General features: G+C 66.9%; 20 protein-coding genes. 15 read left to right on the top strand and 5 right to left on the bottom strand.

The features are described 5' to 3' along the window. Positions 1-108: 108 nt before the first annotated feature. From AB4Y67_RS06870 to AB4Y67_RS06860, 3 genes are read right to left on the bottom strand one after another with little or no spacing between them, the layout of a single operon-like run. A complete protein-coding gene (locus tag AB4Y67_RS06870) occupies positions 109-1,293 on the bottom strand; it encodes an acetyl-CoA acetyltransferase (RefSeq protein ID WP_441405040.1) in 1,185 nt (394 codons plus the stop codon). Further along, positions 1,290-1,976 carry a CoA transferase subunit B gene (locus tag AB4Y67_RS06865; protein ID WP_441405039.1) on the bottom strand — a complete coding sequence of 229 codons (687 nt, stop codon included), beginning with the start codon at positions 1,974-1,976 and terminating at the stop codon, positions 1,290-1,292. The genes AB4Y67_RS06870 and AB4Y67_RS06865 overlap by 4 nt, the downstream gene beginning before the upstream one ends. Before the next feature lie 42 nt (positions 1,977-2,018). Further along, complete coding sequence (locus AB4Y67_RS06860) at positions 2,019-2,753, bottom strand: CoA transferase subunit A (RefSeq protein ID WP_441405038.1); 735 nt, start codon at positions 2,751-2,753, stop codon at positions 2,019-2,021. 201 nt (positions 2,754-2,954) lie between these two features. Here AB4Y67_RS06860 and AB4Y67_RS06855 point away from each other — a divergent pair, with 201 nt between their 5' ends. Continuing rightward, positions 2,955-3,728 carry an IclR family transcriptional regulator gene (locus tag AB4Y67_RS06855; RefSeq protein WP_441405037.1) on the top strand — a complete coding sequence of 258 codons (774 nt, stop codon included), beginning with the start codon at positions 2,955-2,957 and terminating at the stop codon, positions 3,726-3,728. 169 nt (positions 3,729-3,897) lie between these two features. Here AB4Y67_RS06855 and nadE read toward each other — a convergent pair whose 3' ends face one another. Together nadE and AB4Y67_RS06845 are read right to left on the bottom strand one after the other, a co-directional pair. After that, on the bottom strand, positions 3,898-4,719 hold the full coding sequence (gene nadE, locus AB4Y67_RS06850) for an ammonia-dependent NAD(+) synthetase (RefSeq protein WP_441405036.1): 822 nt from the start codon (positions 4,717-4,719) through the stop codon (positions 3,898-3,900). A gap of 241 nt (positions 4,720-4,960) precedes the next feature. Continuing rightward, complete coding sequence (locus AB4Y67_RS06845) at positions 4,961-6,019, bottom strand: LacI family DNA-binding transcriptional regulator (RefSeq protein WP_441405035.1); 1,059 nt, start codon at positions 6,017-6,019, stop codon at positions 4,961-4,963. Positions 6,020-6,227: 208 nt separating this feature from the next. Between AB4Y67_RS06845 and AB4Y67_RS06840 the strand changes: the two genes are divergently transcribed. From AB4Y67_RS06840 to AB4Y67_RS06775, 14 genes are all read left to right on the top strand, one after another. Further along, entirely contained in the window at positions 6,228-7,076 is an 849-nt protein-coding gene (locus AB4Y67_RS06840; RefSeq protein ID WP_441405034.1) for a sugar phosphate isomerase/epimerase family protein, read from the top strand. Further along, on the top strand, positions 7,073-8,086 hold the full coding sequence (locus tag AB4Y67_RS06835) for a Gfo/Idh/MocA family protein (protein WP_441405033.1): 1,014 nt from the start codon (positions 7,073-7,075) through the stop codon (positions 8,084-8,086). Before AB4Y67_RS06840 ends, AB4Y67_RS06835 begins: the two co-directional genes overlap by 4 nt. Before the next feature lie 305 nt (positions 8,087-8,391). Beyond that, positions 8,392-9,930, top strand: coding sequence for an ABC transporter substrate-binding protein (locus tag AB4Y67_RS06830; RefSeq protein WP_441405032.1), 1,539 nt, complete (start codon positions 8,392-8,394; stop codon positions 9,928-9,930). 109 nt (positions 9,931-10,039) lie between these two features. Further along, positions 10,040-10,981: an ABC transporter permease gene (locus AB4Y67_RS06825; RefSeq protein WP_441405031.1), complete on the top strand. Its 942-nt coding sequence runs from the start codon at positions 10,040-10,042 to the stop codon at positions 10,979-10,981. After that, positions 10,978-12,846, top strand: coding sequence for a dipeptide/oligopeptide/nickel ABC transporter permease/ATP-binding protein (locus AB4Y67_RS06820; protein WP_441405030.1), 1,869 nt, complete (start codon positions 10,978-10,980; stop codon positions 12,844-12,846). Before AB4Y67_RS06825 ends, AB4Y67_RS06820 begins: the two co-directional genes overlap by 4 nt. Next, on the top strand, positions 12,843-13,718 hold the full coding sequence (locus tag AB4Y67_RS06815; protein WP_441405029.1) for an ATP-binding cassette domain-containing protein: 876 nt from the start codon (positions 12,843-12,845) through the stop codon (positions 13,716-13,718). Before AB4Y67_RS06820 ends, AB4Y67_RS06815 begins: the two co-directional genes overlap by 4 nt. Positions 13,719-13,796: 78 nt before the next feature. Beyond that, positions 13,797-14,657, top strand: coding sequence for a sugar phosphate isomerase/epimerase family protein (locus AB4Y67_RS06810; protein WP_441405028.1), 861 nt, complete (start codon positions 13,797-13,799; stop codon positions 14,655-14,657). Positions 14,658-14,687: 30 nt separating this feature from the next. Continuing rightward, positions 14,688-15,854, top strand: a complete 1,167-nt coding sequence (locus AB4Y67_RS06805; RefSeq protein WP_441405027.1) for a Gfo/Idh/MocA family protein — start codon at positions 14,688-14,690, stop codon at positions 15,852-15,854. Positions 15,855-16,007: 153 nt separating this feature from the next. After that, complete coding sequence (locus AB4Y67_RS06800; protein WP_441405026.1) at positions 16,008-17,102, top strand: LacI family DNA-binding transcriptional regulator; 1,095 nt, start codon at positions 16,008-16,010, stop codon at positions 17,100-17,102. A gap of 195 nt (positions 17,103-17,297) precedes the next feature. Further along, complete coding sequence (gene uxaC, locus AB4Y67_RS06795; protein WP_441405025.1) at positions 17,298-18,704, top strand: glucuronate isomerase; 1,407 nt, start codon at positions 17,298-17,300, stop codon at positions 18,702-18,704. After that, positions 18,701-20,119, top strand: a complete 1,419-nt coding sequence (locus AB4Y67_RS06790) for a mannitol dehydrogenase family protein (protein WP_441405024.1) — start codon at positions 18,701-18,703, stop codon at positions 20,117-20,119. The genes uxaC and AB4Y67_RS06790 overlap by 4 nt, the downstream gene beginning before the upstream one ends. Positions 20,120-20,329: 210 nt before the next feature. Further along, the gene (uidA, locus tag AB4Y67_RS06785; protein WP_441405023.1) at positions 20,330-22,150 is read left to right on the top strand and encodes a beta-glucuronidase; all 1,821 of its coding nucleotides are present in this window, start codon (positions 20,330-20,332) and stop codon (positions 22,148-22,150) included. Positions 22,151-22,206: 56 nt separating this feature from the next. Continuing rightward, positions 22,207-23,652: a glucuronide transporter gene (gene uidB / locus AB4Y67_RS06780; RefSeq protein WP_441405022.1), complete on the top strand. Its 1,446-nt coding sequence runs from the start codon at positions 22,207-22,209 to the stop codon at positions 23,650-23,652. Between the two features lie 35 nt (positions 23,653-23,687). After that, on the top strand, positions 23,688-24,541 hold an 854-nt coding region (locus AB4Y67_RS06775; RefSeq protein ID WP_441405021.1), incomplete at its 3' end, for a D-galactonate dehydratase family protein.

The raw sequence follows: 24,541 nt of genomic DNA, 5'->3' as shown, positions 1-24,541 counted from the left end.
GCGGTGACGGTGCGGAACCTCCCCACCTTTGCGCCCCGGGGCGCGCTGCAGGCCGGAAAGCGCCGGTGGAGTGCGCCAAAGGTGGGGAGGAACCGCGGCTCTGTGCCCCTAAACGGCTTCGAGCACGCTGACGTAATTGGCGATGCCGACGCCGCCCATGTTCTGTACCGCGGCGCGCCGGGCGGCGGGCAGCTGCATGTCGCCGGCGGTGCCGGTGAGCTGCATCGCGGCGATGACGTGCTGCGAGACGCCGGTGGCGCCCACGGGGTGGCCCTTGGCCTTGAGCCCGCCCGAGACGTTGATGGGAAGCTTGCCGTCCTTGAAGACCCAACCTTCCTCAATGGCACGCGATCCCTGGCCCGGTTCGGTCAGGCCCATCGCCTCGTACATCAGCAGCTCGGCGATGGTGAAGCAGTCGTGCACCTCGGCGAAGTCCAGCTCCTCGAGGCCGACGCCGGCCATCCCCAGTGCGCGCTGCCAGGAGGCCCGGGTGGCGTTGAACGCGGTGGGATCCCTGCGGTCGGTCGGGAAGAAGTCGTTCGCCTGGCCGAATCCGGCGAGCCGCACCGGGGCGGTGGCCCCGCCGGTGGGGGCCAGGGACAGCACGACGGCGGCGGCGCCGTCGGACACGGGCGAGCAGTCGGTGCGGCGCAGCGGGTCGGCGACCATCGGGTTCTTGTCCGAGACAGTCCGGCAGAACTCCTCGCCGAGGTCCTTGCGGAGCTGGGCGTAGGGGTTGTCGACGCCGTTGCGGTGGTTTTTGGCCGCGATGGTGCCCAGGACGTCCGAAACCGGCCCATAGCGCTTCTCGTAGTGCTTGGCCACCTCGGCAAAGAGTCCGGTGAACCCGGTGCTGGAGGCCTTGCCGGCCATGTCGTAGTCCGCGCCGAGCAGGGCCGCGCCCACGACGTCGGCGCCGGCGTGCGTCATCTTTTCGGCGCCGATCACGAGGACTGTCTTCGCGGTGCCGGCCAGCAGCGACTTGGTGCCCTGCTGGAAAGCGGCCGACCCGGACGCGCAGGCATTCTCGACCCGGGTGGCCGGGACGTTGGCCAGCTGCTCGGAGACCTGCAGGGCCAGCGAGGAGGGGAAGGCCAGCGGCATCATGCCGGAGTTGAACTGGCCGAGGTAGATTTCGTCAATCTGGCCCGGCTCGATCCCGGCGTTGCCGATCGCCTCGGTAGCGACGTGGACGATGAGGGATTCGAGAGTCTCGTCCGTGAGTTTGCCGAAGCGGCTGTGGCCCCAGCCGGTCAGCAGGACATCCTTGCCGAACTGGTCGCGCAGGCTCATGCCGTGGCTCCCTCGAAGGTGGCGCTTTCATCGAGGGAGGGAGCGACGTCGAACGCCGCCTCGGTCTTTTCGCGGATCTCCTCCACGGTGACGCCCGGGGCGAGCCTGGTCAGCGTGAGCCGCCGGACGCCGTCGACCTTGTCCAGGTCGAAGACCGCCAGGTCGCTGATAATCCGGTCGACGCAGCTCAGGCCGGTGAGCGGCAGGGTGCATTCCTTGACGATCTTGGCGGTGCCGTCCTTGGCGTTGTGTTCGGTGAGGACCACGACGCGCGGAGTGCCGGCGACGAGGTCCATGGCGCCGCCCATGCCCTTGACCATCTTGCCGGGGATGGTCCAGTTGGCGAGGTCGCCGGCGCCGGAGACCTGCATGGCGCCGAGGATCGCGACCTTGACGTGGCCGCCGCGGATCATGCCGAAGGACGTGGCGGAGTCGAAGATGCTGCCGCCGGGCAGGACCGTGACGGTCTGCTTGCCCGCGTTGATCAGGTCCGCGTCCTCGTCGCCCTCGTAGGGGAACGGGCCCATGCCGAGCAGGCCGTTCTCGCTCTGCAGAACGACGCGGACGCCGTCGCGCAGGTTGTTGGCGACCAGCGTGGGGATGCCGATGCCGAGGTTTACGTAGTCGCCGTCGTTGAGTTCTTCGGCCGCGATGGCAGCCATTTCATTCCGGGTCCAAGCCATGGTGATTCTCCTAAAGAAAGTAGGGGCGGCGCTTAGGCCTGATTAGACGCCGACGGCGGCCGCGGCGTCGGCGGCTTCGCTGCGGGGCCGGACGGTCCGCTGTTCGATGTCCTTGACCCGGCCGCTGGCCTGGACGAGGCGCTGGACGAAGACGCCGGGGGTGACGATGTGGTTCGGGTCGAGCTGGCCCGGTTCCACGATCACCTCGGCCTCCGCGACGGTGACGGCGCCCGCCGTGGCGACGACGGGGTTGAAGTTCTGCGCGGTGTAGCGGTAAATCAGGTTGCCGTCGGTGTCGGCGGTGTGGGCGTGCACCAGGGCGACGTCTGCCTTGATGGCGCGTTCCTGGACATACGTTTCGCCGTCGAACTCCGCGAGGGGCTTGCCTTCGGCGACGAGGGTGCCGACGCCCGTCTTGGTGTAGAACGCCGGGATGCCGGCGCCGCCGGCGCGGAGGCGCTCGGCCAGGGTGCCCTGCGGCGTGAACTCGACCTCCAGATTGCCGGCGAGATACTGCTCGGCGAAGAGCTTGTTCTCGCCCACGTAGGAGGCGATGACCTTGCGGACCTGGCCGGCTTCAATCAGCACGCCGAGGCCCTTTCCGTCCACGCCCATGTTGTTGGACACCACGGTGAGGTCCTTGACGCCGGAATCCCGCACGGCCTCGATCAGGTCAGCGGGGATGCCGCTCAGGCCAAAGCCTCCGACGGCGAGCGTCATGCCGTCCCGCAGTACGTCCTGCAGCGCGGCGGCCGCTCCGGATTTCACCTTTGACATCGCATCTCCTCATTGAGCTCTTGAAGCATTCCACTTTGTGGACTGTTGTTCTGCTGTTGGAGCCTACGGGGCCGAAAAGCAGGCTGTCAACGGCTGGTTTTAGCTTTTGGAGTGCGGTTTTTACAGTGTGGACGGTAGACTTCCGACTGTCCACAATATGGATACTTTGAGCAGTTCAAGGCCAACTCCCGAGGTAACAAGATGAATCCTTCACCTGTCCAGGGCGCTCAGGTCGTCAGCCGCGTCGCGTCCCTGCTGCGCATTGTTGGACGGAAACCGGAAGGCTCCCCGCTGGTGGAACTCGTCCGGGAATCCGGACTCACGCGCCCCACCGTGCACCGGCTGCTCACCTCGCTGGCAGCCGAGGGGCTGCTGGACCAGGATCCCCAGAACGGCAACTGGGTGCTGGGGCCGGAGATCCTCCTGATGGGTTCCGTGGCCTCGGCGCGTTTCCCGTTGGAGGATATCGCCCGGCCGAGCCTCCGCCGGCTCGCCGAGGAGACCGGCGAAAGCGCGTTCTTCTCCATCCGGCGCGGCGCCGAGACCGTGTGCCTGCTTCGGGAGGAGGGGAGCTTCCCGGTGCGGTCCTTCGTGCTGCACGAGGGAGTCCGCTTCCCGCTCGGGGTGGCGTCCGCCGGCACCGCCATCATGGCGTTCCTGCCCGATGCGGAGCAGGAGGAGCTGCTGGCCGGCTGGGCCGCGCACGCCGGCGACTTCGCGGCGGCGCACACGGAGGACCTGGTCCGTGCGAATCTCGAAGCGACGCGGCAGGCCGGCTATTCGGTGAATCCCGGTCTTGTGCTGGAGGGCAGCTGGGGGATGGGCGCAGCAGTCTTCGACCAGCGCGGCCGCCCCGCCTGGGCGTTGTCCCTGACCGGGATCGAGCCGCGCTTCAAGGGCGAACGGCAGGAGATGCTGGGCCGCCTGCTGATGGATGAAGCACACCGGATCTCCACGCTGCTGCAGGGCCGCTAGACGGGTCCCGGGCGGGTACCCGTGTCGGGGCGGGAGCTGCCGGCGAGGTGAGGCCCGGCGTCGGGCTTCACCGTGGGCCGTCCGGGGGACATTGACACGGAAGCGCCGGGCGATGGCCGCTAAACAGTCCCGCGGGGGCTCGAAGTGCCCCCGGAGCGTAGGTTGCTGCCTACTTCCACCAGGTATCAAAGATGGTGACCGGGACCGTGCGCTTGTGGCGGGTTCGGAGATATTTTTGCTCGATGGATTCGGCCACGGAGCCCGGGACCTCGCGGCCCTCGAGGTAGTCGTCGATCTGGTCGTATGTCAGGCCCAGCTCGTCCTCGTCCGTGCGGCCGGGCTGGCCGTCGAGCAGGTCCGCCGTCGGAACCTTCTCCCAGATACGGGCCGGGGCGCCGAGCTCCGCGAGCAGGGCCCGGTTCTGGCGCTTGTTGAGCCCGAACAGCGGCAGGATATCCGCGCCGCCGTCGCCGTACTTGGTGAAGAAGCCGGTGACCGACTCCGCCCCGTGGTCCGTTCCGATGACGAGGTAGTTGTGCTCGCCGGCGAGGGCGTACTGCGCGATCATGCGGGTGCGGGCCTTGGTGTTGCCCTTGTGGAAGTCGGAGATCCCGTTGCCCACGGTCTTCTCGAATTCGTCCTCGAAGCCATCCACTGCGGCGGAGATGTTGAACGTCCACTCGGTCTTGGCCTGGATGAAGTCCAGGGCTGCCTGGGCATCGTCCTCATCATGCTGTACGCCGTAGGGCAAGCGGACGGCGACGAAGTTTGCCTCCACACCTTCGACCGTGAGCTCCTCGACGGCCAGCTGGGCAAGCCGGCCCGCGAGCGAGGAATCCAGGCCGCCGGAGATGCCCAGGACGAAGCCCTTGGTGTGCGTGGCCTTCAGGTATTCCTTCAGGAAGGTGACGCGCTTGCGCACCTCCCCGGCGGGGTCGATCCGGGGCTGGACGCCCATTTCTTCAATGATCCTGGCCTGGAGTTCGCGCATGTGATCCAGCCTAGTCAGCGCTGTCAACCACGCTCAACTGTTGCGGCCGGGCCGCCTGGCGGACGTGCGGCCCGGGCGCGGGAATGGCGCTACGGCTGAGGACCGTCGCTACGCTTTCGGACCCTCGCTACGCGGATATCCGTCGCGCCGGGCCGGATGCGTAGCCCACGCCGGGAAACGCCGCGAAAACCCGGCGCGCCAGGAACCGCCCCGGCCCAATCCGGCCGGGTGGGCGTGCGGCCTAGCGCTCCTGCCGCGCCGGGCCGGTGGAGCCCCGGACGGTGAGATGGGTGGGCATCACGGACCGGCTGCGGGTGCCGCCGCCGGCGAGGGGGTTCAGCTGGGCCAGCAGCATGGAGACCGCCACGCGGCCGGCCTGCTCGATCGGGGAGGCCATCGTGGACAGCGGCGGATTGCAGAAGTCGGCGCCGAAGATGTCGTCGCAGCCCACAATGCTCATGTCCTCGGGAACCCGGATGCCTCGTTCCCGCAGGCGCTGAAGCATGCCGATGGCGATGAGGTCGTTGAATGCGATGCAGGCTGTCACCCCGCTGTGCACGGCGGCGTCCGCGGCTGCGGCGCCGGACTGGGTTTTTGGCGCGAACGGCCCCAGCCTGCGCACTTCCACGCCGCGCTCCTCGGCTGCCGCGGACAATGCAGTCCACCGCCGTTCGCTGGACTGGGACGTCAGGGGCCCGGCCATGTAGGCGATCCGGGTATGGCCCAGCGAGACGAGGTGGTCCAGGGCCTGGCTGGTGGCGGAGGGGGTGTCGATGATCACGGCGGGGACGCCGGGAACGTCGCGGTTGATGGTGACCAGCGGCATTTTGGCCGCCGCGGCCAGCAGGGCCTCGTCGCTGAGCCGGGACGCGGCCACGATGATGCCGTCGGCACTCTTTCGCAGCTGGTCCAGGGTGCTGGCTTCCACCTCGTCGGATTCCTCGGTGTCCACCAGCAACTGCGTGTAGCCGGCTGCCTTGAGCTGGAGCTGGGTTCCCCGGATCAGGTCGAAGTAGAACGGGTTGGTGATGTCCGGCACCAGGACCCCCACTGCGCCTGTGCGGCCGGAACTCAGCGCCTTGGCCTGGCTGTTGGGGATGTAGTGCAGCTGGGCGGCGGCCGCCTCGATCCGCTGGCGCGTGCGGATATTGACGCGGTCCGGCGTCGAGAGCGCCCGGGAAACAGTGGAGGCCGCCACGCCGCACAGTGCTGCGATGTCATGGATGGTGGCCGGTCGGTCAACTGCCGGTGGTTGCGTCGTAGCCACGGCGCTCCTCTCTGAACGTGGTGGCGGGGCCATGATGGCCGGGTCGGATGGGCCGGTCTGTGACTGCCGCCACAGGCCCGCTCCGCCAAGAATGCCACACCTTGTCAAAGTTTGGCAATCGGTTGTCATGGTGATGCGACTGTCGCTAAACTGGCGGCGACACCGTTTGTGAACTGCGTCACCGCGCCGCACCCAAAACCGGGCTGCCCGGCCCGGCGGCCGCGAAACCCAGGAGATCCGCGTGAGCAAAACACCAACCGCAGTCTGGCCACTCTCAGGCTTCGGCGACGAGATAGACCCGGATCCCGCGGTGCAGGCCGCGGTCCTGCTGGCCCTGGGCGCCAGCCACATCGAGGTCCGCAGCGCCTGGGGCACGAATGTCTCCGAACTCGAACCGGTGCAGGTTGCCCGACTCAAGGAAATCCTCGATGAGAAGGGCCTCAAAGTTTCGGCCGTGGCCAGTCCCATCGGCAAGGTGGACGTGAGCCTGCCGGTGGAACACGAGCTGGAACGCCTCCGCCAAATCATCTCCGTGGCAAAGGGGCTGGAGACAAGATACATCCGCATCTTCTCGTTCTACCGGGCGGACAACCAGGGCGCCGACGACATCCGCGGGGACGTCATGGCCCGGATGGGCGCACTGGCGGCGCTCGCCGCCGAAGCCGGCGTCGTGCTCCTGCACGAAAACGAAAAGGGCATCTTCGGCGACACCCCCGAGCGCGTCCTGGACATCATGGAGACCGTGGATTCCCCGGCCCTGCGCATCGCCTGGGACAACGCCAACTTCGTCCAGGTGGGCGTCAAGCCCTACACCGACGGCTATGCCATGCTGCGCCCCTACCTTGAGTACTTCCAGGTCAAGGACGCCGTGGCCGCCACGGGCGAGGTGGTTCCCGCCGGCGAGGGTGACGGCGAACTCGACGCCACCATCGCCGCCCTCACGGCAGACGGCTTCACCGGCTTCGCCTCCCTGGAGCCGCACCTGGCCAGCGCCCACGAACTCGGCGGGTTCTCGGGTCCCGTCGCTTTCGGCAGCGCGGCCCGCGCCTTCGCCGCGCTCGCCGCGAAAAACGGAGTTGAACTCTCGTGAGCACGACGACGGCGGCGGTCATCGGCTGCGGCGATGTTTCCGCCGTGCACTTCGAGGCGGTGGCAAAGCTCGACGGCGCCACCCTGGTGGCGGTCTGCGATTCGGATCCGCAGCGGCTGGCTGCCGCGGCAGCCGCCCACGGCGTCCCCGGCTTTTCCGACCACCTGAGCCTCATCGAGGCGGTCCGGCCGGACGTGGTGCATATCTGCACCCCGCACGACCAGCACGCCTCCGTGGCCGCCGACTGCCTGGAACGGGGCATTAACGTCATCGTGGAGAAGCCGCTCGCCCACACCCTGGCGGAGGGCCGCCGGCTCGTTGAAGCCGCCTCGGCGGGCACTGCGAAAATCGCCGTGTGCTTCCAGAACCGGTACAACGCGACCTCCCAGGCCCTGGCCGCACTGCTGTCCTCCGGCGAACTGGGGGCCGTGGCGGGGGCGTCGGCAACGGTCATGTGGCAGCGCTCCGCCGAGTACTACCAGGACCGGCCGTGGCGGGGGACCTGGGCCGGCGGCGGGGGCGGGCTGATGATGAACCAGGCCATCCACACCGTGGACCTGCTCCAATGGCTGGTGGGCGACGTCGTCGCGGTCAGTGGCAACGCCTCCACGCGTTTCCTGGGCARCACCATCGAGGTGGAAGACACCACCGAATTCGTCGCCGAACATGCCAACGGCGCCAGGAGCGCGTTCTATGCCACCCTGGCCAACGCCACCAACGCGCCGGTAACACTCGAGGTTGTCACCGAAAAGGCCGTGCTGAGCCTGCGCGGCGACCTGACCATCGCCCATCAAGACGGGCGCGTGGATGTCATTCCAGAGCGCAGTAGCGGCTCCGGCGGCCGGTCCTACTGGGGTGTCTCGCATGAACTGCTGATCGCTGACTTCTACGGCCGGCTGCACGATGCGGAGCCGTTCTGGATCAGCCCGGCGGAGGCCGAAAAGTCGCTGCGCATCGTCAAGGAAATCTACCGGCAGAGCTACCCCGGGTCTCTCGACGCCGTCAGCTGAGGCCCGTCGGGTCGTCCCCGCGGGGCGTCTTCCGGATAGGCATTCCGGGGCGCCCTCCGGCGTCCGCTTCGGGCAGGCCCCATTGTGTGCGTTCAAACAAGCGATTGCCGCGATCTGGGGCCGAATCTCTCCCTGCTTTCCAGCTGTACTTTTCGGGCGTAAAGACATTTTCGAGAATTTATGACAATCGGTTGCCAAGAAAGGCAACTCTGCGTACTGTGATTCTCACGAGAGCGGTGTGGCCCACGCCACACCGCTTGAACGGGGAAACCCGCCCACAGTTTCACGACTCATAGGAGCCAACAATGAAGTTAGGTCCCAAAGCAGCAGCAGCTGCCCTCATCCTCAGCGCATCCCTGGCGCTGACTGCCTGCGGCGGTGGCGCGTCAGGCGCCGCCTCCGGGAACAACCCGGCCGGTCCGAAGACAACCACGCTGACCCTGGGTGCTGTTCAGGAAATCCGCTCGTGGGACCCTGCCCAGGCGCACGTCGGCCACTTCCTGCAGCCGTACCAGGCGGCCTACGATTCCCTGCTCCTGCGGGAACCGGACGGCAAGCTCAGCCCCATGCTGGCCACCGCGTGGAAGTACAACGCGACGAACACCGTGCTCACCGTTGATCTCCGCAAGGGCGTGACCTTCAGCGACGGCGCCACGTTCGACGCCGAAGCGGCCAAAGCGAACCTGGATCACTTCAAGAAGGCCAACGGCCCGCAGATGGCCCAGCTCACCGCGGTTTCCGACGTTAAGGTGGTGGATGCCGACACCATTGAGCTCAACCTGACGGCACCGGATCCCTCATTGGAGTTCTACCTCAGCCAGGCCGCCGGCCTCATGGGCAGCCCGAAGGCCCTGGGCACCGAAGGCATCAAGACCGAGCCCGTGGGCAGCGGCCCGTACGTCATGGACAAAGCCGCCACGGTCAAAGACTCACAGTCCGTTTTCACGGCCCGCAAGGACTACTGGAACAAAGACAACCAGAAGTTCGAGAAAGTCACCTTCAAGATCCTCGTTGACGCGACCGCCAGGACCAATGCCCTGGTCTCGGGACAGGTGGACGCCACGCTGCTGGACCCGAAGACCGGCAAGCAGGCCGAGGGCGCCAAGATGAAGCTCGTCACCAATGAGGTGGACTGGCAGGGGCTGCTGCTGCTGGACCGCGACGGCGCCAAGAACACCCCGCTGGGGAACGTCAAGGTCCGCCAGGCCATCAACTACGCCTTTGACCGCAAGACCATCCTGGACCAGGTCATGCTGGGCCAGGGCACGCCGACGTCGCAGCCGTTCGGCAAGGCCAGCGGGGCCTGGACCGAAGAGCTGGAGAACCACTACACGTACGATCCGGCCAAGGCCAAGCAGTTGCTGAAGGAAGCCGGCTACGAGAGCGGCGTCACCCTGGCCGTCCCGGCCGTCCCCGGCTTCGAAACCCAGCTCGCGGTGGTCAAGCAGCAGCTCGCTGACATCGGGATCACCCTCGAGGTCGGCGCCGCGATCACGAACACCTTCACCAGCGAAGTGGCCGCCCAGAAGTTCACCACCATGTACTTCAGCCTCTTCCAGGGCGAACCGTGGGTGGCCATCAACCAGATCGTCTCCACCAAGGCCCTGTACAACCCGTTCAAGAACACCACGCCCGAACTCCAGGCCAAGATCGACGCCGTGCAGAACGGCGGCAAGGATGCCGGCAAGCTGGCGCAGGAAGTCAACAAGTACGTGGTGGAGCAGGCATGGTTTGCCCCGCTGTTCCGTGTGAACCAGATGTACTACTACAACTCGAAGATCACCGTGACGCCGCAGGTCCAGCAGGCCGTTCCGTCCCTCTACAACTACGCGCCCGCCAAGTAACACCGGCGCACGTCGCCACACAACAAACCGGCGCCGGTCCGGCAGCCCGTCACCACTGGCGGGCTGCCGGACCAGGCAGTCAATCCATGCCAGTTCAATGGAGTCAGCAATGATCACATTCATCCTCAAACGCCTCGGCAGCGGACTCGTCGTCCTGTTCGCCGTCTCGATCCTCGTCTTTTCCCTGCTTTACGTATCGAGCGGCAGCATTGCACGGAACATCCTGGGCGACCAGGCCACGCCGGAGCAGCTGGCCGTGAAGGAAGCAGAGCTGGGCCTCGACCAGCCCATCATCACGCGCTACCTGAGCTGGCTCACGGGCGCCCTGCAGGGTGACCTGGGAGCATCCTGGTTCACGTCCGAACCCGTGGCCGGCGCGCTCGCCACGCGCATTCCCGTCACCATGACCATGGTGGCCGCCGCCATGATCCTGATCGCCATCATCGCGACACTCCTGGGCGTCGCCGCAGCAGTGAAGCGCGGCTGGGTCGACAGGGTGGTCCAGATCGGCGCCATCATCGGCGACTCCGTCCCCGGATTCGTGATCGGCATCATCCTGGTCACCGTCCTGGCCATCCAGCTGGGGCTCTTCCCCGCCACCAGCACCATTTCCCCGGGCGAACCCGCCTCTGCCTGGGTCCTTTCCCTGACGCTTCCGGTGATCGCCCTGCTCATCAACGGAGTCACCGGCGGCGCGCAGCAGATCCGCAGTGCCGTCATCAAGCAGCTCGAACGCGACTACGTCCGCACCCTGCGCAGCCGCGGCATCAAGGAGCGCGAAGTCCTGTTCCGGCATGTCCTGCGCAGCGCCGCTCCGGCGGGGCTCACCGTGCTCAGCCTGCAGCTCATCGGCATGCTCGGCGGCGTGGTCATCATCGAGCAAATCTTTGCCCTGCCCGGCATGGGGCCGCTGGCTGTCGCCGCCACCAGCCAGAGCGACCAGCCGGTGGTCATGGGCGTTGTTATGTACACCGTCGCCGTTGTCATTTTGGTCAACCTGATTGTTGACCTGCTCAACGGCTGGCTCAACCCGAAGGTGCGTGCCTCGTGACCGAGTCCGTCGAAACCTCAGCCCTGACGCCACTGCCCGGAACGACGGGCCAGACCGGAACCGTGGTCCGCTCCACGGTCCTCAAAAGGCTTTTCAAGAACCCGCTCGGGATCGTTGCCATGGCGATCCTGCTGGTGCTGGCACTCATGGCCGTGTTCGCCGATGTGCTGGCCCCGTTCGACGAGAACTTCGCCAACATCTCCAAGACCCTCGCCGGCCCGGATTCGGTGAACATCCTGGGCACGGACAGTTCCGGGCGCGACGTCTGGAGCCGGCTGCTGTACGGGGCACAGCTGACACTCCTGTCCGCACTGCTGTGCGCCGCCGTCGCGATCGCGATCGGCCTGCCCGCGGGCCTGGTGGCCGGTTATTACGCCGGCAAGTTCGAGGCGGTGTCCAACTGGGTCGTCAGCATCCTGATGAGCCTCCCGGGCCTGATCGTGCTGCTGACCATCCGCGCGGCCTTCGGACCGTCGGTGTGGATCGCCATGATCGCCTTCGGCGTCCTGATCAGCCCCTCCTACTTCCGCCTCACGCGCTCGGCGGTGCAATCGGTCCGCAACGAGCTCTACGTGGATGCCGCCCGAGTGTCCGGCCTCTCCGACCTGAGAATTATCACGCGCCACATCTTCTCCGTGGTCCGCGCCCCCATCATCATCCAGACCGCTGCGATCGCCGGCGTGGCCATCGCGATACAGTCCGGGCTCGAATTCCTGGGCCTGGGCGACCCCGCGAAGGCAACCTGGGGGGTGATGCTCAGCGAAGGATTCAAGAACGTCTACCTCACGCCGACGCTGCTCTTCTGGCCCGCCTTTGCCATGGCCCTCACCATCGGCGCCCTCGTCCTGCTGGGCAACGCCATCCGCGATGCCCTGGAAGACGGCGAAAAGATCAAGCACCGCAAGAAGCGCGCGGCCGCTGCCGCCAATAAAGGCACAACGGGCACGACGCCGGCCCCCGCCGCCGCGCGCCCGTCGCGCAAGACCGTGGCCGCCGTCGACGCCGGCACCGAACACCATCTGGTCAAGGTGACTAATCTCGGCGTCGGCTACCCGCAGGCGGACGGGTCGATCAAGAAGGTGGTGGACGACGTGTCCTTCCACGTGGACCGTGGCGAGATCCTGGGCATCGTGGGTGAATCCGGCTCGGGCAAGTCCCAGACCGCGTTCTCCATCCTGGGCCTGCTCCCGGACAACGCCCGGATTGTGGCCGGCTCCATCCAGTTCGACGGCGGCTACACGGTTGCCCCGGGCGAGGACCGCGTCAGCCAGGAGCGCCTGACCAAACTGCGCGGCAAGCGGATTTCCTACATTCCGCAGGAGCCCATGAGCAACCTGGATCCCGCCTTCACCATCGGCTACCAGCTGGTGACGCCCATGGTGCGCGTCCTTCGAATCTCCAAAGCCGAGGCCCGGAAGCGGGCGCTGAAGCTGCTCACCGACGTCGGCATCGTCAACCCGGAACGGACCTTCAACGCCTACCCGCACGAAGTTTCCGGCGGCATGGCCCAGCGCGTGCTGATCGCCGGTGCCATCAGCTGCGAACCGGACCTGGTGATCGCCGACGAGCCCACCACCGCCCTGGACGTCACGGTGCAGGCCGACGTGCTGGACCTGCTCCGCGAACTCCAGCAGCGCCTGAACATCGGCGTCATCCTGGTGACCCACAACTTCGGCGTGGTGGCGGACCTCTGCGACCGGGTGGCTGTCATGCAGAACGGCCGGCTCGTGGAGGAAGGGCCCGTCCGCGAGATCCTCCGCAACCCGCGCGAACCCTACACACAGACCCTGCTGGCGTCGATGCTGGAAGGCAAGGAACCCATGACCACGCTCGTTTCCACCCCGCAGAAGGAGCACGTCGCATGAGCGCCACCGAAAACGCGCCACTGCTCACCGTGGACCAGCTGGTGGTCGAATACCCCGGCAAAGGCTTCCGGGCCAAACCCTTCCGCGCGCTGACGGACATCAACATCACCATCGGCCGCGGCGAAACCCTCGGCCTGGTGGGGGAGTCCGGGTCCGGCAAAACCACCCTGGGCCGTGCCGTGCTGGGCCTCGCGCCGGTCACCGCGGGCCGGATCACGTTCAACGGCAAGGACATCAGCCACGCCAGCCGCAAGGACCGCCGGACCCTGAGCCGGGACCTGCAGGTCGTCTTCCAGGACCCGTACACCTCGCTGAACCCGGCACTGGAAATCGGCGACATCCTCGCCGAACCCCTCGGTGTGCAGGGCCTGGATCCCGCGGCGGCCAAAAAGAGGGTGAAGGAACTGCTGGACCAGGTGGGCCTTCCGTCCGACGCGATCCACCGGCTGCCGCGCGAATTCAGCGGCGGGCAACGCCAGCGGGTGGCGATCGCCCGTGCGCTGGCGCTGGCACCGAAACTGATCGTCTGCGACGAGCCCGTGAGCGCACTGGACCTGTCCACCCAGGCCCGGGTGCTGGACCTGTTCCTGCAGATCCAGAAGGACACCGGGGTGTCCTACCTATTTGTCTCCCACGACCTCGACGTCGTCCGGCACATCAGCCACCGCGTGGCCGTGATGTACCACGGCGAGATCGTCGAACAGGGCCCGGCCGGCGTCGTCACCCGGGACCCCGAACACCCTTACACTCAGCGGCTGCTGCTGGCCTCGCCGGTCCCGGATCCGGACCGCCAGGAACAGCGCCGGGCCGACAGGCACCGGCTGCTGGAACTCCAGCGGCAGCAGCACGAGCAGGCGGGAGCCCTCGTCTGAGGGTCCCGCCAGCAACCAGCAACCAACAGATGCGACACGCCGGCTCCCTTGCGGAGCCGGCCGAACGGAGGAACCGGAATGGCCAAAATTGGTGTGCAAGCCATGATGCTGCGGGACAGCTTCAAGGACCTCGGKGCGTTTGAGACGCTCCGGAAGGTCAACGCGATCGGCTACAACGCCGTCGAGGTTTCCCAGATCCCCATGACCGCGGCGAATGTGGCGGAGCTGGACCGTTCCCGCAGTGAGCTGGGCATGGACATCGCGGCGTTGTCCGTCGCGATGGAGACCCCCAAGGGCATGCCCGGCGACTCGCTCAAGGACCACTTCGACAAGATCGTCGACGACGCGAAGCGCCTGGACGCGAAGCTCCTGCGGATCGGCATGCTGCCCTTCCCGGCCATGAAGTCGATCAACGCGGTGGTCGATTTCGCCAAGCAGGCCAACGATTATGCCGAGCGCCTGCAGGAGCAGGGCCTCGGCCTGTATTACCACAACCACCACATTGAGTTCGCGAAGTTTGACGGCACCTACATGCTGGACATCATCGCGGCGAACTCCCCGGCCATGGGCATGGAAATCGACGTCCACTGGGTCCAGCGCGGCGGCCTGGACCCGGTCCGCACCCTGGAAAAGTATGCCGGCCGGACCGCCATGGTCCACCTGAAGGACTACCGGATCGGCGAATTGCCGGAGTCCGCCCTGAGCCTCCTGGAAACCGGGGACTTCATGGGCTTCATGGCCGAGTTCAAGAACGTGGTCCAGTTCGCCGAAGTAGGCGAGGGCAACCTGGACTTCCCCGCCATCATCCCGGCCGCCCAGGCGGCCGGCGCCCAGTACCTGCTCGTGGAGCAGGACGAGCTCTACGGCCGGACCGTCTGGGACGCCCTGCAGACCTCGTACGACAACCTCGTGGCCATGGGCCACTCGAACCTTTTCTAGACCACCCCAATAACCACGGAGAATCACCACATGAGCAAGAAAGTACGCCTCGGCATCATCGGTCTGGGCCAGCAGGGCGGCGCCTACGCCAAGTTTATCCAGGACGGAATGGTCCCCAACATGGAGATCGGGGCCGTCTGCGACGTCGATCCCGCCAAGAAGGAACTGGCGGCGTCCCAGTACCCCGACGCGCCCTTCTACGACGACTACATCACCATGCTCGAAAGCTGCGACGTCGACGCGGTCGTCACGTGCGTGCCGCACTTCCTGCACCCCGAAATGGGCATCGAAACCCTCAAGCGCAACATCCACGCCCTCGTCGAGAAGCCGGCCGGCGTGTACACCAAGCAGGTCAAGGAACTCAACGAGTTTGCCGCCTCCAAGCCGGAGCTCTCCTTCGCCATTATGTTCAACCAGCGCAACAACCCGCTGTACCAGCGGCTGAAGGAGATCGTGGATGCGGGGGAGATCGGCAGCATCCGCCGCACCAACTGGATCATCACCACCTGGTGGCGGCCGCAGGGGTACTACAACTCCAGCGAATGGCGCGCCACATGGGGCGGCGAAGGCGGCGGTGTCCTGGTCAACCAGGCCCCGCACCAGCTGGACCTGTGGCAGTGGATCTGCGGTGTTCCCAAGTCGGTGTACGCGAAGGTGGCCTACGGCTTCCGCCGGGACATCGCCGTCGAAGACGAGGTCACGGCGGTGGTGGACTACGGCGACGGCGCCACGGGCGTGTTCGTCACGGCCACGCACGATCTGACGGGCACGGACCGCTTCGAGATCCTGGGCGACCAGGGCAAGATCGTCGTCGAAAATTCCAAGACCGCCACCGTGACCCGCCTGCAGAAGCCCGAGCGGGAACTCAGCGACGGCATGGGCATGGACGATGTCCGGAAGCTCTTTATGGGCGAACTGAACCCGGAGGAGTACTACAGCACCGAGGTCATCGAGTTCGAATCCGTCTGGGGCGGCCAGCACGCCGGCGTCCTGGAGAACTTCGCCGCCAACATCCTGGACGGCACCCCGCTGCTCGCACCGGGATCGGACGGAATCAACGGTGTCCGCCTCGCCAACGCCATCCACCTCTCCAGCTGGACCGGCAAGGAAATGGGCCTGGACTTCGACGAGGACGTGTTCCTGGCCGAGCTGAACAAGCGGATCGCCGACGAGGGCAAGTTCCCCGAACGCTCGTAGCCCAGCGCTCCCGCACATTTCGGCGGCGTGAGGCGAACGGTCTCTCACTTTCCTGAGGAGAGTGAGGGACCGTTGGCGTAAAAGGGGCGGAATGTGAGAGATGGTTTGGCAACCGTCCCGCTGTTTGTTGCCGTGCAGCACTACGATGGAGCCGTGACTGAACCCAAGACGCCGGACGCCGACGCCACCAAGGCTCCGGCCAAGAAGCACGGCCGCGACGGTAAGTCCAACGCCACCATCTACGACATCGCCAAGGTCGCCGGCGTCAATCCGTCCACGGTGTCCCGGGCGCTCAGCAAGCCGGGCCGGGTCAGCGCCAAGACGCAGAAACTCATCGAGGATGCGGCGGCCGAGCTGAACTACCAGGTCAACCCGTTCGCCCGGGCACTGCCCACCGGCCGGACCAACACCTTCGGCCTGATCGTCGCGGACATCACCAACCCCACGTTCTTCGACATCATCCGCGGGGCGGAAACCACGGCCACGGCCCGGGACTACACCCTGGTGCTCGCCGAATCCGCGGAATCCGCGGCCACCGAACTGACCGCCGCCCGGCGGATGATGGCCACCGTGGACGGCCTCATCTTGGCCAGCCCGCGCATGGACGACGACAACATCCGGGCCCTCGCCCGCGACAAACCCGTGGTGGTCATCAACCGCGAGGTCGACGGCGTGCCGTGCGTGGTCCCCGACGTGAACAAAGGCATCAGCGAGGCGGTCCGCAGCCTGGCCGCGAACGGGCACCAGAAGGTTGCCTTCGTGGCCGGGCCGCTGCAGTCCTGGATGTCCGCCCGCCGCTGGGAGGGCGTGCAGGCCGCCTGCGACTGGTCCCGGCTGGACGCCGTGCGGCTGGAATCCAGCAAACCCACGGTCGACGGCGGCCGGCAGGTGGCGCGCGACGTCCGGGCCAGCGGGGCCACGGCGGTGCTGACCTACAACGACCTCCTGGCCATCGGGCTCATGCAGGAACTCCAGGCCGCCGGCATGGTGGTCCCGGACCAGATCAGCATTGTGGRCTTCGACGACATCTTCGGGGCCGACTTCACCACACCCCCGCTGACCACGGTGCGCTCCCCGCTCGGGGAGTGCGGCTCGGGCGCCACCACGCTGCTGCTCGATCTCCTGCACAGAGATCCTCTGCAGGGCGATCTCCTGCACGGCGCGGGGGAGCCCGCCGCCACCCTGCGCGTCGAAACGGAACTGGTGCTGCGGGGCTCGAGCGGACGGCTCCTGCCTGCCGGCCAGTAAGCGCTGCCGCGTCGAGATCCGCGGCCCGTTCCGCTTTCTGCTGCATCCTGGGACATCCGCTACCGGGATCCTGGTAGCGGATGTCCGGTTCCGGCGCGAAAATCCGTCCGGGGCGCGAAAAACGCACCGACAAATGTGTTGGYAATTTATGGCAACCGGTTGACAAGGTGCTGTTGCAGGCCGGACCATTGAGCTATGTCACAGTCGATTGCCGCCAACCCAGACCGGCTCCTGCCCGCGGATCCCGGAACGCGCAGCATTGCGCGCGAGCTCCTGGGCCGGGTCGAGGACCTCCCCATCATTTCCCCGCACGGGCACGTTGACGCCGCCGTCATCGAGCACAACACCCCCTTCCCGGACCCGGCAGCGCTGCTGGTCAGCCCGGACCACTACGTCACCCGGCTGATCCACGCCAGCGGCGTTCCGCTGGACCGGCTGCGTGGCTCCAAGACAGCCGAACCGGACTCCCGCACCGTCTGGCAGGAGTTCTGCAAGGCCTGGCCGTTGCTGGACGGCACCGCCTCCGGCTACTGGCTCCGCACCCAGTTTGAGAGCGTCTTCGGGCTCCGGGAAGAGATCAGCGCCGAGACGGCCGATGCCAGCTACGACGCGATTTCTGCCCGCCTGCTCGAGCCCGGGTTCCGTCCCCGCCAGCTCTTCAAGGACTTCAACATCGAAGTCCTCGCCACCACGGACGACCCCCTGGACAGCCTGGCCAGCCACAAGGCGATCGCCCAGGACCCCACCTTCCATGGCCGCGTCCTGCCGACCTTCCGCCCGGACGCGTACCTGAACATCGCGCACCCCGACTGGTCCGCGAATGTCGACCGGCTGATCGCGGCAGCGGCCGACGGCACCACCGGCTATGCCGGCTACCTCACCGCACTGGAGAACCGGCGTCGTTATTTCGTGGACCACGGAGCGGTCTCCGCCGACCACGGCGTCCGCACCCCGGCAACCCTCAAGCTCGACGCCGGAGACGCGGCGAAACTGTTTGACCGCGCCCGCGCGGGCCGCGCCACCGCGAAGGACCGCGACGACTTCGAAGCCCACATGATGTACCAGATGGCCCGGATGTCCGTGGAGGACGGCCTGGTCATGACCATCCACCCGGGGTCCTACCGCAACCACCATGAGCCCACGTTCGCCAACTTCGGCGCGGACACGGGCCACGACATCCCGTTCGCGATCAACTACACCGAGGCCATCCGCCCGGTGCTGCAGGACTTCGGCACCGCGAAGGACTTCCACCTGGTGCTGTTCACCCTGGACGAGACCGTGTTCTCCCGTGAACTCGCACCGCTGGCCGGGTTCTACCCGTCGGTCTACCTCGGTGCGCCGTGGTGGTTCCTCGACGCCCCCGACGCCATGCTGCGCTTCCGCTCCGCCGTCACCGAGACCGCCGGCTTCTCGCGCTCCTCGGGCTTCATCGACGACACCCGCGCGTTCTGCTCCATTCCGGCCCGGCACGATGCGTCCCGCCGGATCGAGGCCTCCTTCCTGGCCCGCCTCGTCGCCGAACACCGGGTCAGCGAGGACCGCGCCCACGAAATCATCGTCGACCTCGTCGACGGCTCCCCCCGAAGGGTCTTCAAACTGTGAGCATCGAACTGCAGGCAAAAGCGGAATCCGCCGTGGAATTTCCCCGGCTCAACCGCGCCCTCCGCCCCTCCGCGAAGGCCCCGGTGCGGATCGTCCACCTGGGCCTGGGCGCCTTCCACCGCTCGCACCAGGCCTGGTACACCCACCAGGCGGGCGACGCCGCGGACTGGGGCATCGCCGCCTTCACCGGACGCCGCCCGGACGCCGCCCTGGCCCTCGCCGAGCAGGACGGCCTGTACACCGTGGTGGAGCGGGGCGACGCGGGGGACTCGTTCGCGACCGTCAGCAGCATCGTGGAGGCAGTGGACGGGGCCGACGTCGGACGGCTCACCGCGCTGGTCGCCGCCCCGGCTACCGCCGTGATCACCCTGACCATCACGGAGGCGGCCTACCGCCTCCGCGCCGACGGCAGCCTGGACACGGGTGCCGCCGACGTCGCCGCCGACCTTGCGCTGCTGGCGTCCGGGGGCGGGTACCCGACGACGCCGCTGGGCCGGCTGGTGCTGGCCCTCGCCGCCCGCCGGGCCGCCGGGGCGGGGCCACTCGCCGTCGTCTGCTGCGACAACCTGTCCAACAACGGCACCGTCGCCCACAACGCCGTCGTGGGCATGGCCGGGGCCTGGGACGCCGGGCTCGCGTCCTGGATCGAGGCGAACGCCAGCTTCGTCAGCACCTCCGTGGACCGGATCACCCCGCGCACCACCGGGGCGGACGTCGAAGCCGTCCAGGCTGCCTGCGGCTACCGCGACAGCTCCCCGGTAGTGGCCGAACCGTTCTCCAACTGGGTCCTCAGCGGCGATTTCCCCGCCGGACGGCCCCGTTGGGAAGACGCCGGGGCCGTCTTCGTCGCGGACATCGAACCGTACGAAAACCGCAAGCTCTGGCTCCTCAACGGCGCCCACTCCCTCCTGGCCTACGCCGGGCAGCTCCGCGGCCACACCACCGTGGCCGAGGCCCTGGCGGATCCGCTGTGCCGGGACGCCGTCGAACGCTTCTGGGACGAGGCTGAAGCCAACCTCCCGGCCGGCGAACTCGGAATCCCCGCCTACCGCGCCGCCCTGCTGGACCGCTTCTCCAACGCCCGGATCGCCCACCACCTGGCCCAGATCGCCATGGATGGCAGCACCAAACTCCGCATGCGCGCCGTGCCGGTGCTGCGGGCCGAACGCGCCCAGGGCAGGACCGGGGCCGCCGCGGCCCGCATGATCGCCGCCTGGATGGACCACACCACCACCGCGGACGAACTCTCCGACCCGCTGGCCGGCGAGGTGGCCGCAGCCAACCGGCTCACCGGCACCGAGCGGATCCGCGCCTTGCTGGCCCTGGTGGATCCGTCCCTTGCCGCGGACGGACCGGTCGTGGAACTGGTTGAAGACCTGTGCGGAACGTTCGGGGAGCGGGCTGTCTCCCCGTAACGCCCTCCGTGCAAGCGCCGCTGCCCGGCTCCCGATCCCGGGGAGCCGGGCAGCAGCGTTTGGCGGAACTTTTCAACAAAATTATGGCAACCGCTTGCCATGTGATTGCCAAGTGATTAGGATTACAACAGGAGCAAAAAACCCGGCCACACCGCCGGCCCCCAAAAACCTCCCCGGCACTGCCCGCAAAGACGCGATAGGACCTCCCAAATGCTCAAGCCACAGGCCAACGAAACCCGCGAAATTATCAACCTCGATGGCCTGTACCGGTTCAAGGTGGACTTCGAGCGGGCTGGCCACCGGGATGAATGGTTCAATGCGCCGCTCGAATCAACACTGGAAATGGGAGTTCCCGCCAGCTACAACGATGTCTTCCCGGACAAGGCCATCCGTGACCACGTCGGCTACGTCTGGTACCAGCGCGACGTGCGCGTTCCCCGCGGCTGGGCAGGGGAGCGGATCCACGTCCGCCTCGACTCCGCCACGCACGAGGGAATGGTGTGGGTGGACGATGTCCTCGTCGCCCAGCACACCGGCGGCTACATGCCGTTCAGCGCCGACATCACCGACCACGTCGCCCCCGGCCAGGCGTTCCGCCTCACCGTCGCCGTCAACAACGAACTCACCCAGGCCACCATCCCCCCGGGCAGCATCACCGTCACCGAGGACGGCCGCCGTCAGCAGAGCTACCTGCACGATTTCTACAACTACGCCGGCCTGCACCGCAGCCTCTGGCTCTTCAGCACGCCCGCGGTGACCGTGGATGACGTCACCGTTGTGACCGGCTTCGACGGGACCACCGGCAGCGTCGGCTACACCATCGCCACCGCGGGCGGCACGGGCGGCGAAACGGTGACCGTCTCGCTCAACAATGCCGACGGCGTCGAAGTCGCCCGCGCGGACGGCGCCAACGGCACGCTGGTGATCGACGACGTCGTGCTCTGGAAGCCCGGCGCCGCCTACCTGTACAGCCTGACCGCCGAAATCCACGACGGCGGCACGCTGCTGGACACGTACACGCTGCCCGTCGGCGTCCGTACCGTAGAAATCAGCGGCAAGGAATTCCTCATCAACGGGGAGCCTTTCTACTTCACCGGCTTCGGTATGCACGAGGACCACGTCACGGTCGGCAAGGGCCACAGCAACGCCCAGATGGTCAACGATTTCCAACTCCTGGACTGGGTGGGCGCAAACTCCTTCCGGACCTCGCACTACCCGTACGCCGAGGAGGTCATGGAGTTCGCGGACCGTCACGGGATCGTGGTAATCGACGAAACCGCGGCGGTGGGGCTTCACCTGGGCTTCGGCGCCGTCTTCGGCGGCATCGCCAAGAAGACCTATGAAGAGGGCGGAGTGGACGCGAACACCGCCGCCAACCACCGCCAGGCCATCTCCGAGCTCGTGGCCCGGGACAAGAACCACCCGTCCGTGGTGATCTGGTCCATCGCCAACGAACCCAACGGTTCCGAGGAAGGTGCCCGCGAGTACTTCCAGCCGCTGGTGGAACTCACCCGCGAGCTGGACCCCACCCGCCCCGTGGGCTACGTCAATGTCATGTTCGACACCCCGGACAAGGAACTGCTGGGCGACCTCTTCGACGTCATCATGCTCAACCGCTACTACGGCTGGTACCTGAACAACGGGGACCTCGAAACGGCGGAGGCCGTCCTGGAGAAGGAACTCCGGGAATGGGAAGCCAAGTACGGCAAGCCCATGATCATGACCGAGTACGGCCCGGACACCATGCCCGGGTTCCACTCCATCTACGAACAGCCCTGGAGCGAGGAATACCAGGCCGCCTTCCTGGCCATGTACCACCGTGTCTTTGACCGCGTGGACGCCATGGTGGGCGAGCAGGTCTGGAACTTCGCCGACTTCCAGACGTCCAACGGCATCATGCGCGTGGACGGCAACAAGAAGGGCGTCTTCACCCGCGACCGTCGGCCCAAGCCCGCCGCGTTCGCCCTGCGCCAGCGCTGGACCGCGCTTGCCGGGACCAAGTACGGCAGCACGAAGAGCGTCACCCCCTAAGCGTTTTCACCATTTTTGCCGGCCCCAGGGGCGGCCCCGGGTAAAGGAGCCCACACATGAAGAAGCCCGAAAAGCTCAGCAAGTTAAGCATTGTCGGCTATGGCGCCGGCGACGCCGCCAACAACCTCGCCTTCACCACCGCCACCATGTTCCTGCTGGTGTACTACACGGACGTGGCCGGGATCTCCGCCGCCGCCGCCGGCACCCTGCTGCTCACGGTCAGGATCTTCGACGCCTTCGCCGACGTCTTCGCCGGCCGGGTGGTGGACCGGACGTTCAGCAAACGCTTTGGCAAGTTCCGGCCGTTCATCATGTTCGGGTCCATCCCGCTGCTCCTGCTCAGCGTGGCAACCTTCTCCATCCCGGAGCTCGGCGAGTCCGGCACCCTCCTCTACGCATACGTCACGTACGCCGCCCTTGGCCTGGCCTACAGCCTCGTCAACATCCCCTACGGATCCCTGGCCGGCGCCATGACCCAGGATCCGGGCGAGCGGGCAAAGCTGGGCTCCGCCCGCATGATCGGCGCGCTGCTGGTGGGTTCCGCCCTCGGCATCTTCGTGGCACCGCTCATTAAGCCCGGCGCCGACCTCCAGGCAACCTTCACCACCATCACCCTGGCCTTCGTGGTGATCGGTGCTGCCCTCTACTTCTTCACCGTCCTGACTGCCAAGGAGCGGGTGCACCGGGCTGTCCCGAACGTCACGTTCAAACAAAGCATGGACACGCTCAAAGGCAACAAACCCCTATTGATGCTCTGCCTGAGCTCCTTCTTCTTCCTCTCGGGTTACCTCGCCCTGACCTCGGTCCAGCTGTTCTACCTGCGCGACGTCCTGGGCCGCCTGGACCTTTACCCGGTCCTGTCCATCACGCAGCTGGTCCTCACCTTCGTGCTGGCCGGGTTCATGCCCCGGCTGGTCCGGAACCTCGGCAAGAAGCGCGTGTACATCTACTCCTCCCTGGTGACGGTGGTCGGCGGAATCATCGTCTTCCTCGCCCCGGCCAGCCAGGTCTGGATCGGATTCACCGGCCTCGTCGTGAGCCTCGTCGGTGTCCTGGCCGTGAACATCGTGGTGTGGGCGCTGGAAGCCGACACCGTGGAATACGGCGAATGGAAAACCGGTGTGCGCACCGAGGGGATCACGTACGCGCTCTTCTCCTTCACCCGCAAAACCGGCCAGGCCGTGGGCGGAGCACTCGCCGCGTACGCACTGGCCCTGGGCGGCTACAAGTCCGGCGCCGTGCAGACCGCGGAAGCCGTGTTCGGAATCCAGGTCGCCGCCGGCGCCATTCCGGCCGTGCTGACCATCGTGGCCGTGGCCTTGATGTCCAAGTACAGGCTCACGGATGACAGGCACGCGGAGATCATCGCGGACATCCGGTCCCGCCGCGAAAGCGGCACCGAGACCGTCGACGGCGCGTCCGACGGCGTGTCAGACGGCGCTGCCGGCGGAACATCCGACGTCGAACCGGCCGCCAAACCGCTGACGTCCACCACCAACTAACCCCACCAGCTACGACTGAAAGAGCCATTCAGACCATGAAAATCATTGCTGCTGAAGTCTTTGTGACCAGCCCTTCCCGGAACTTCGTGACCTTGCGGATCACCACGGAGGATGGTGTGACGGGGATCGGGGATGCGACGCTGAACGGGCGTGAGCTCGCGGTCGCGGCGTACCTGAAGGAACATGTTGCGCAGTTGCTGATCGGGAAGGATCCGCACCGGATCGAGGACACGTGGCAGTTCCTGTACCGGTCCTCGTACTGGCGCCGGGGTCCGGTGACGATGGCCGCGATCGCGGCGGTGGACATGGCGTTGTGGGACATCAAGGGCAAGGTCGCCGGGATGCCGGTGTACCAGCTGCTCGGCGGGGCGTCGCGGAACGGGCTGCGCGCGTACGGGCACGCCTCGGGCGCGGACCTGCCCTCGCTCTTCGATTCGGTCCGGGAGCACCTGGAACTCGGGTACAAGTCGATCCGGATCCAGACCGCGGTGCCCGGGATCAAGGCCGTGTACGGGGTCGCGGCGCAGGCGCAGGCCTCCGGGGAACGCTACGACTACGAGCCCGCCGGGCGCGGGGCGTTCCCGCAGGAGGAGGACTGGGACACCCGGGCCTACCTGCGGCACCTGCCCTCGGTGTTCGAGGCGGTCCGGAACGAGTTCGGCCCGGAAATCCCGTTGCTGCACGACGGGCACCACCGGATGACGCCGATCCAGGCCGCGAAGCTGGGCAAGGCGCTGGAACCCTATGACCTGTTCTGGCTCGAGGACTGCACCCCGGCCGAGAACCAGGAAGGCCTGCGGCTGGTCCGGCAGCACACCACCACGCCGCTGGCGATCGGTGAAATTTTCAACACCGTCTGGGACTACCAGACCCTGATCAAGGAACAGCT

It is taken from the genome of Arthrobacter sp. YAF17, assembly GCF_052113365.1.
Taxonomy (GTDB): domain Bacteria; phylum Actinomycetota; class Actinomycetes; order Actinomycetales; family Micrococcaceae; genus Arthrobacter.
The sequence above is the reverse complement of the archived record's forward strand: the minus strand, read 5'-3'. Positions and strand labels throughout refer to the sequence as shown.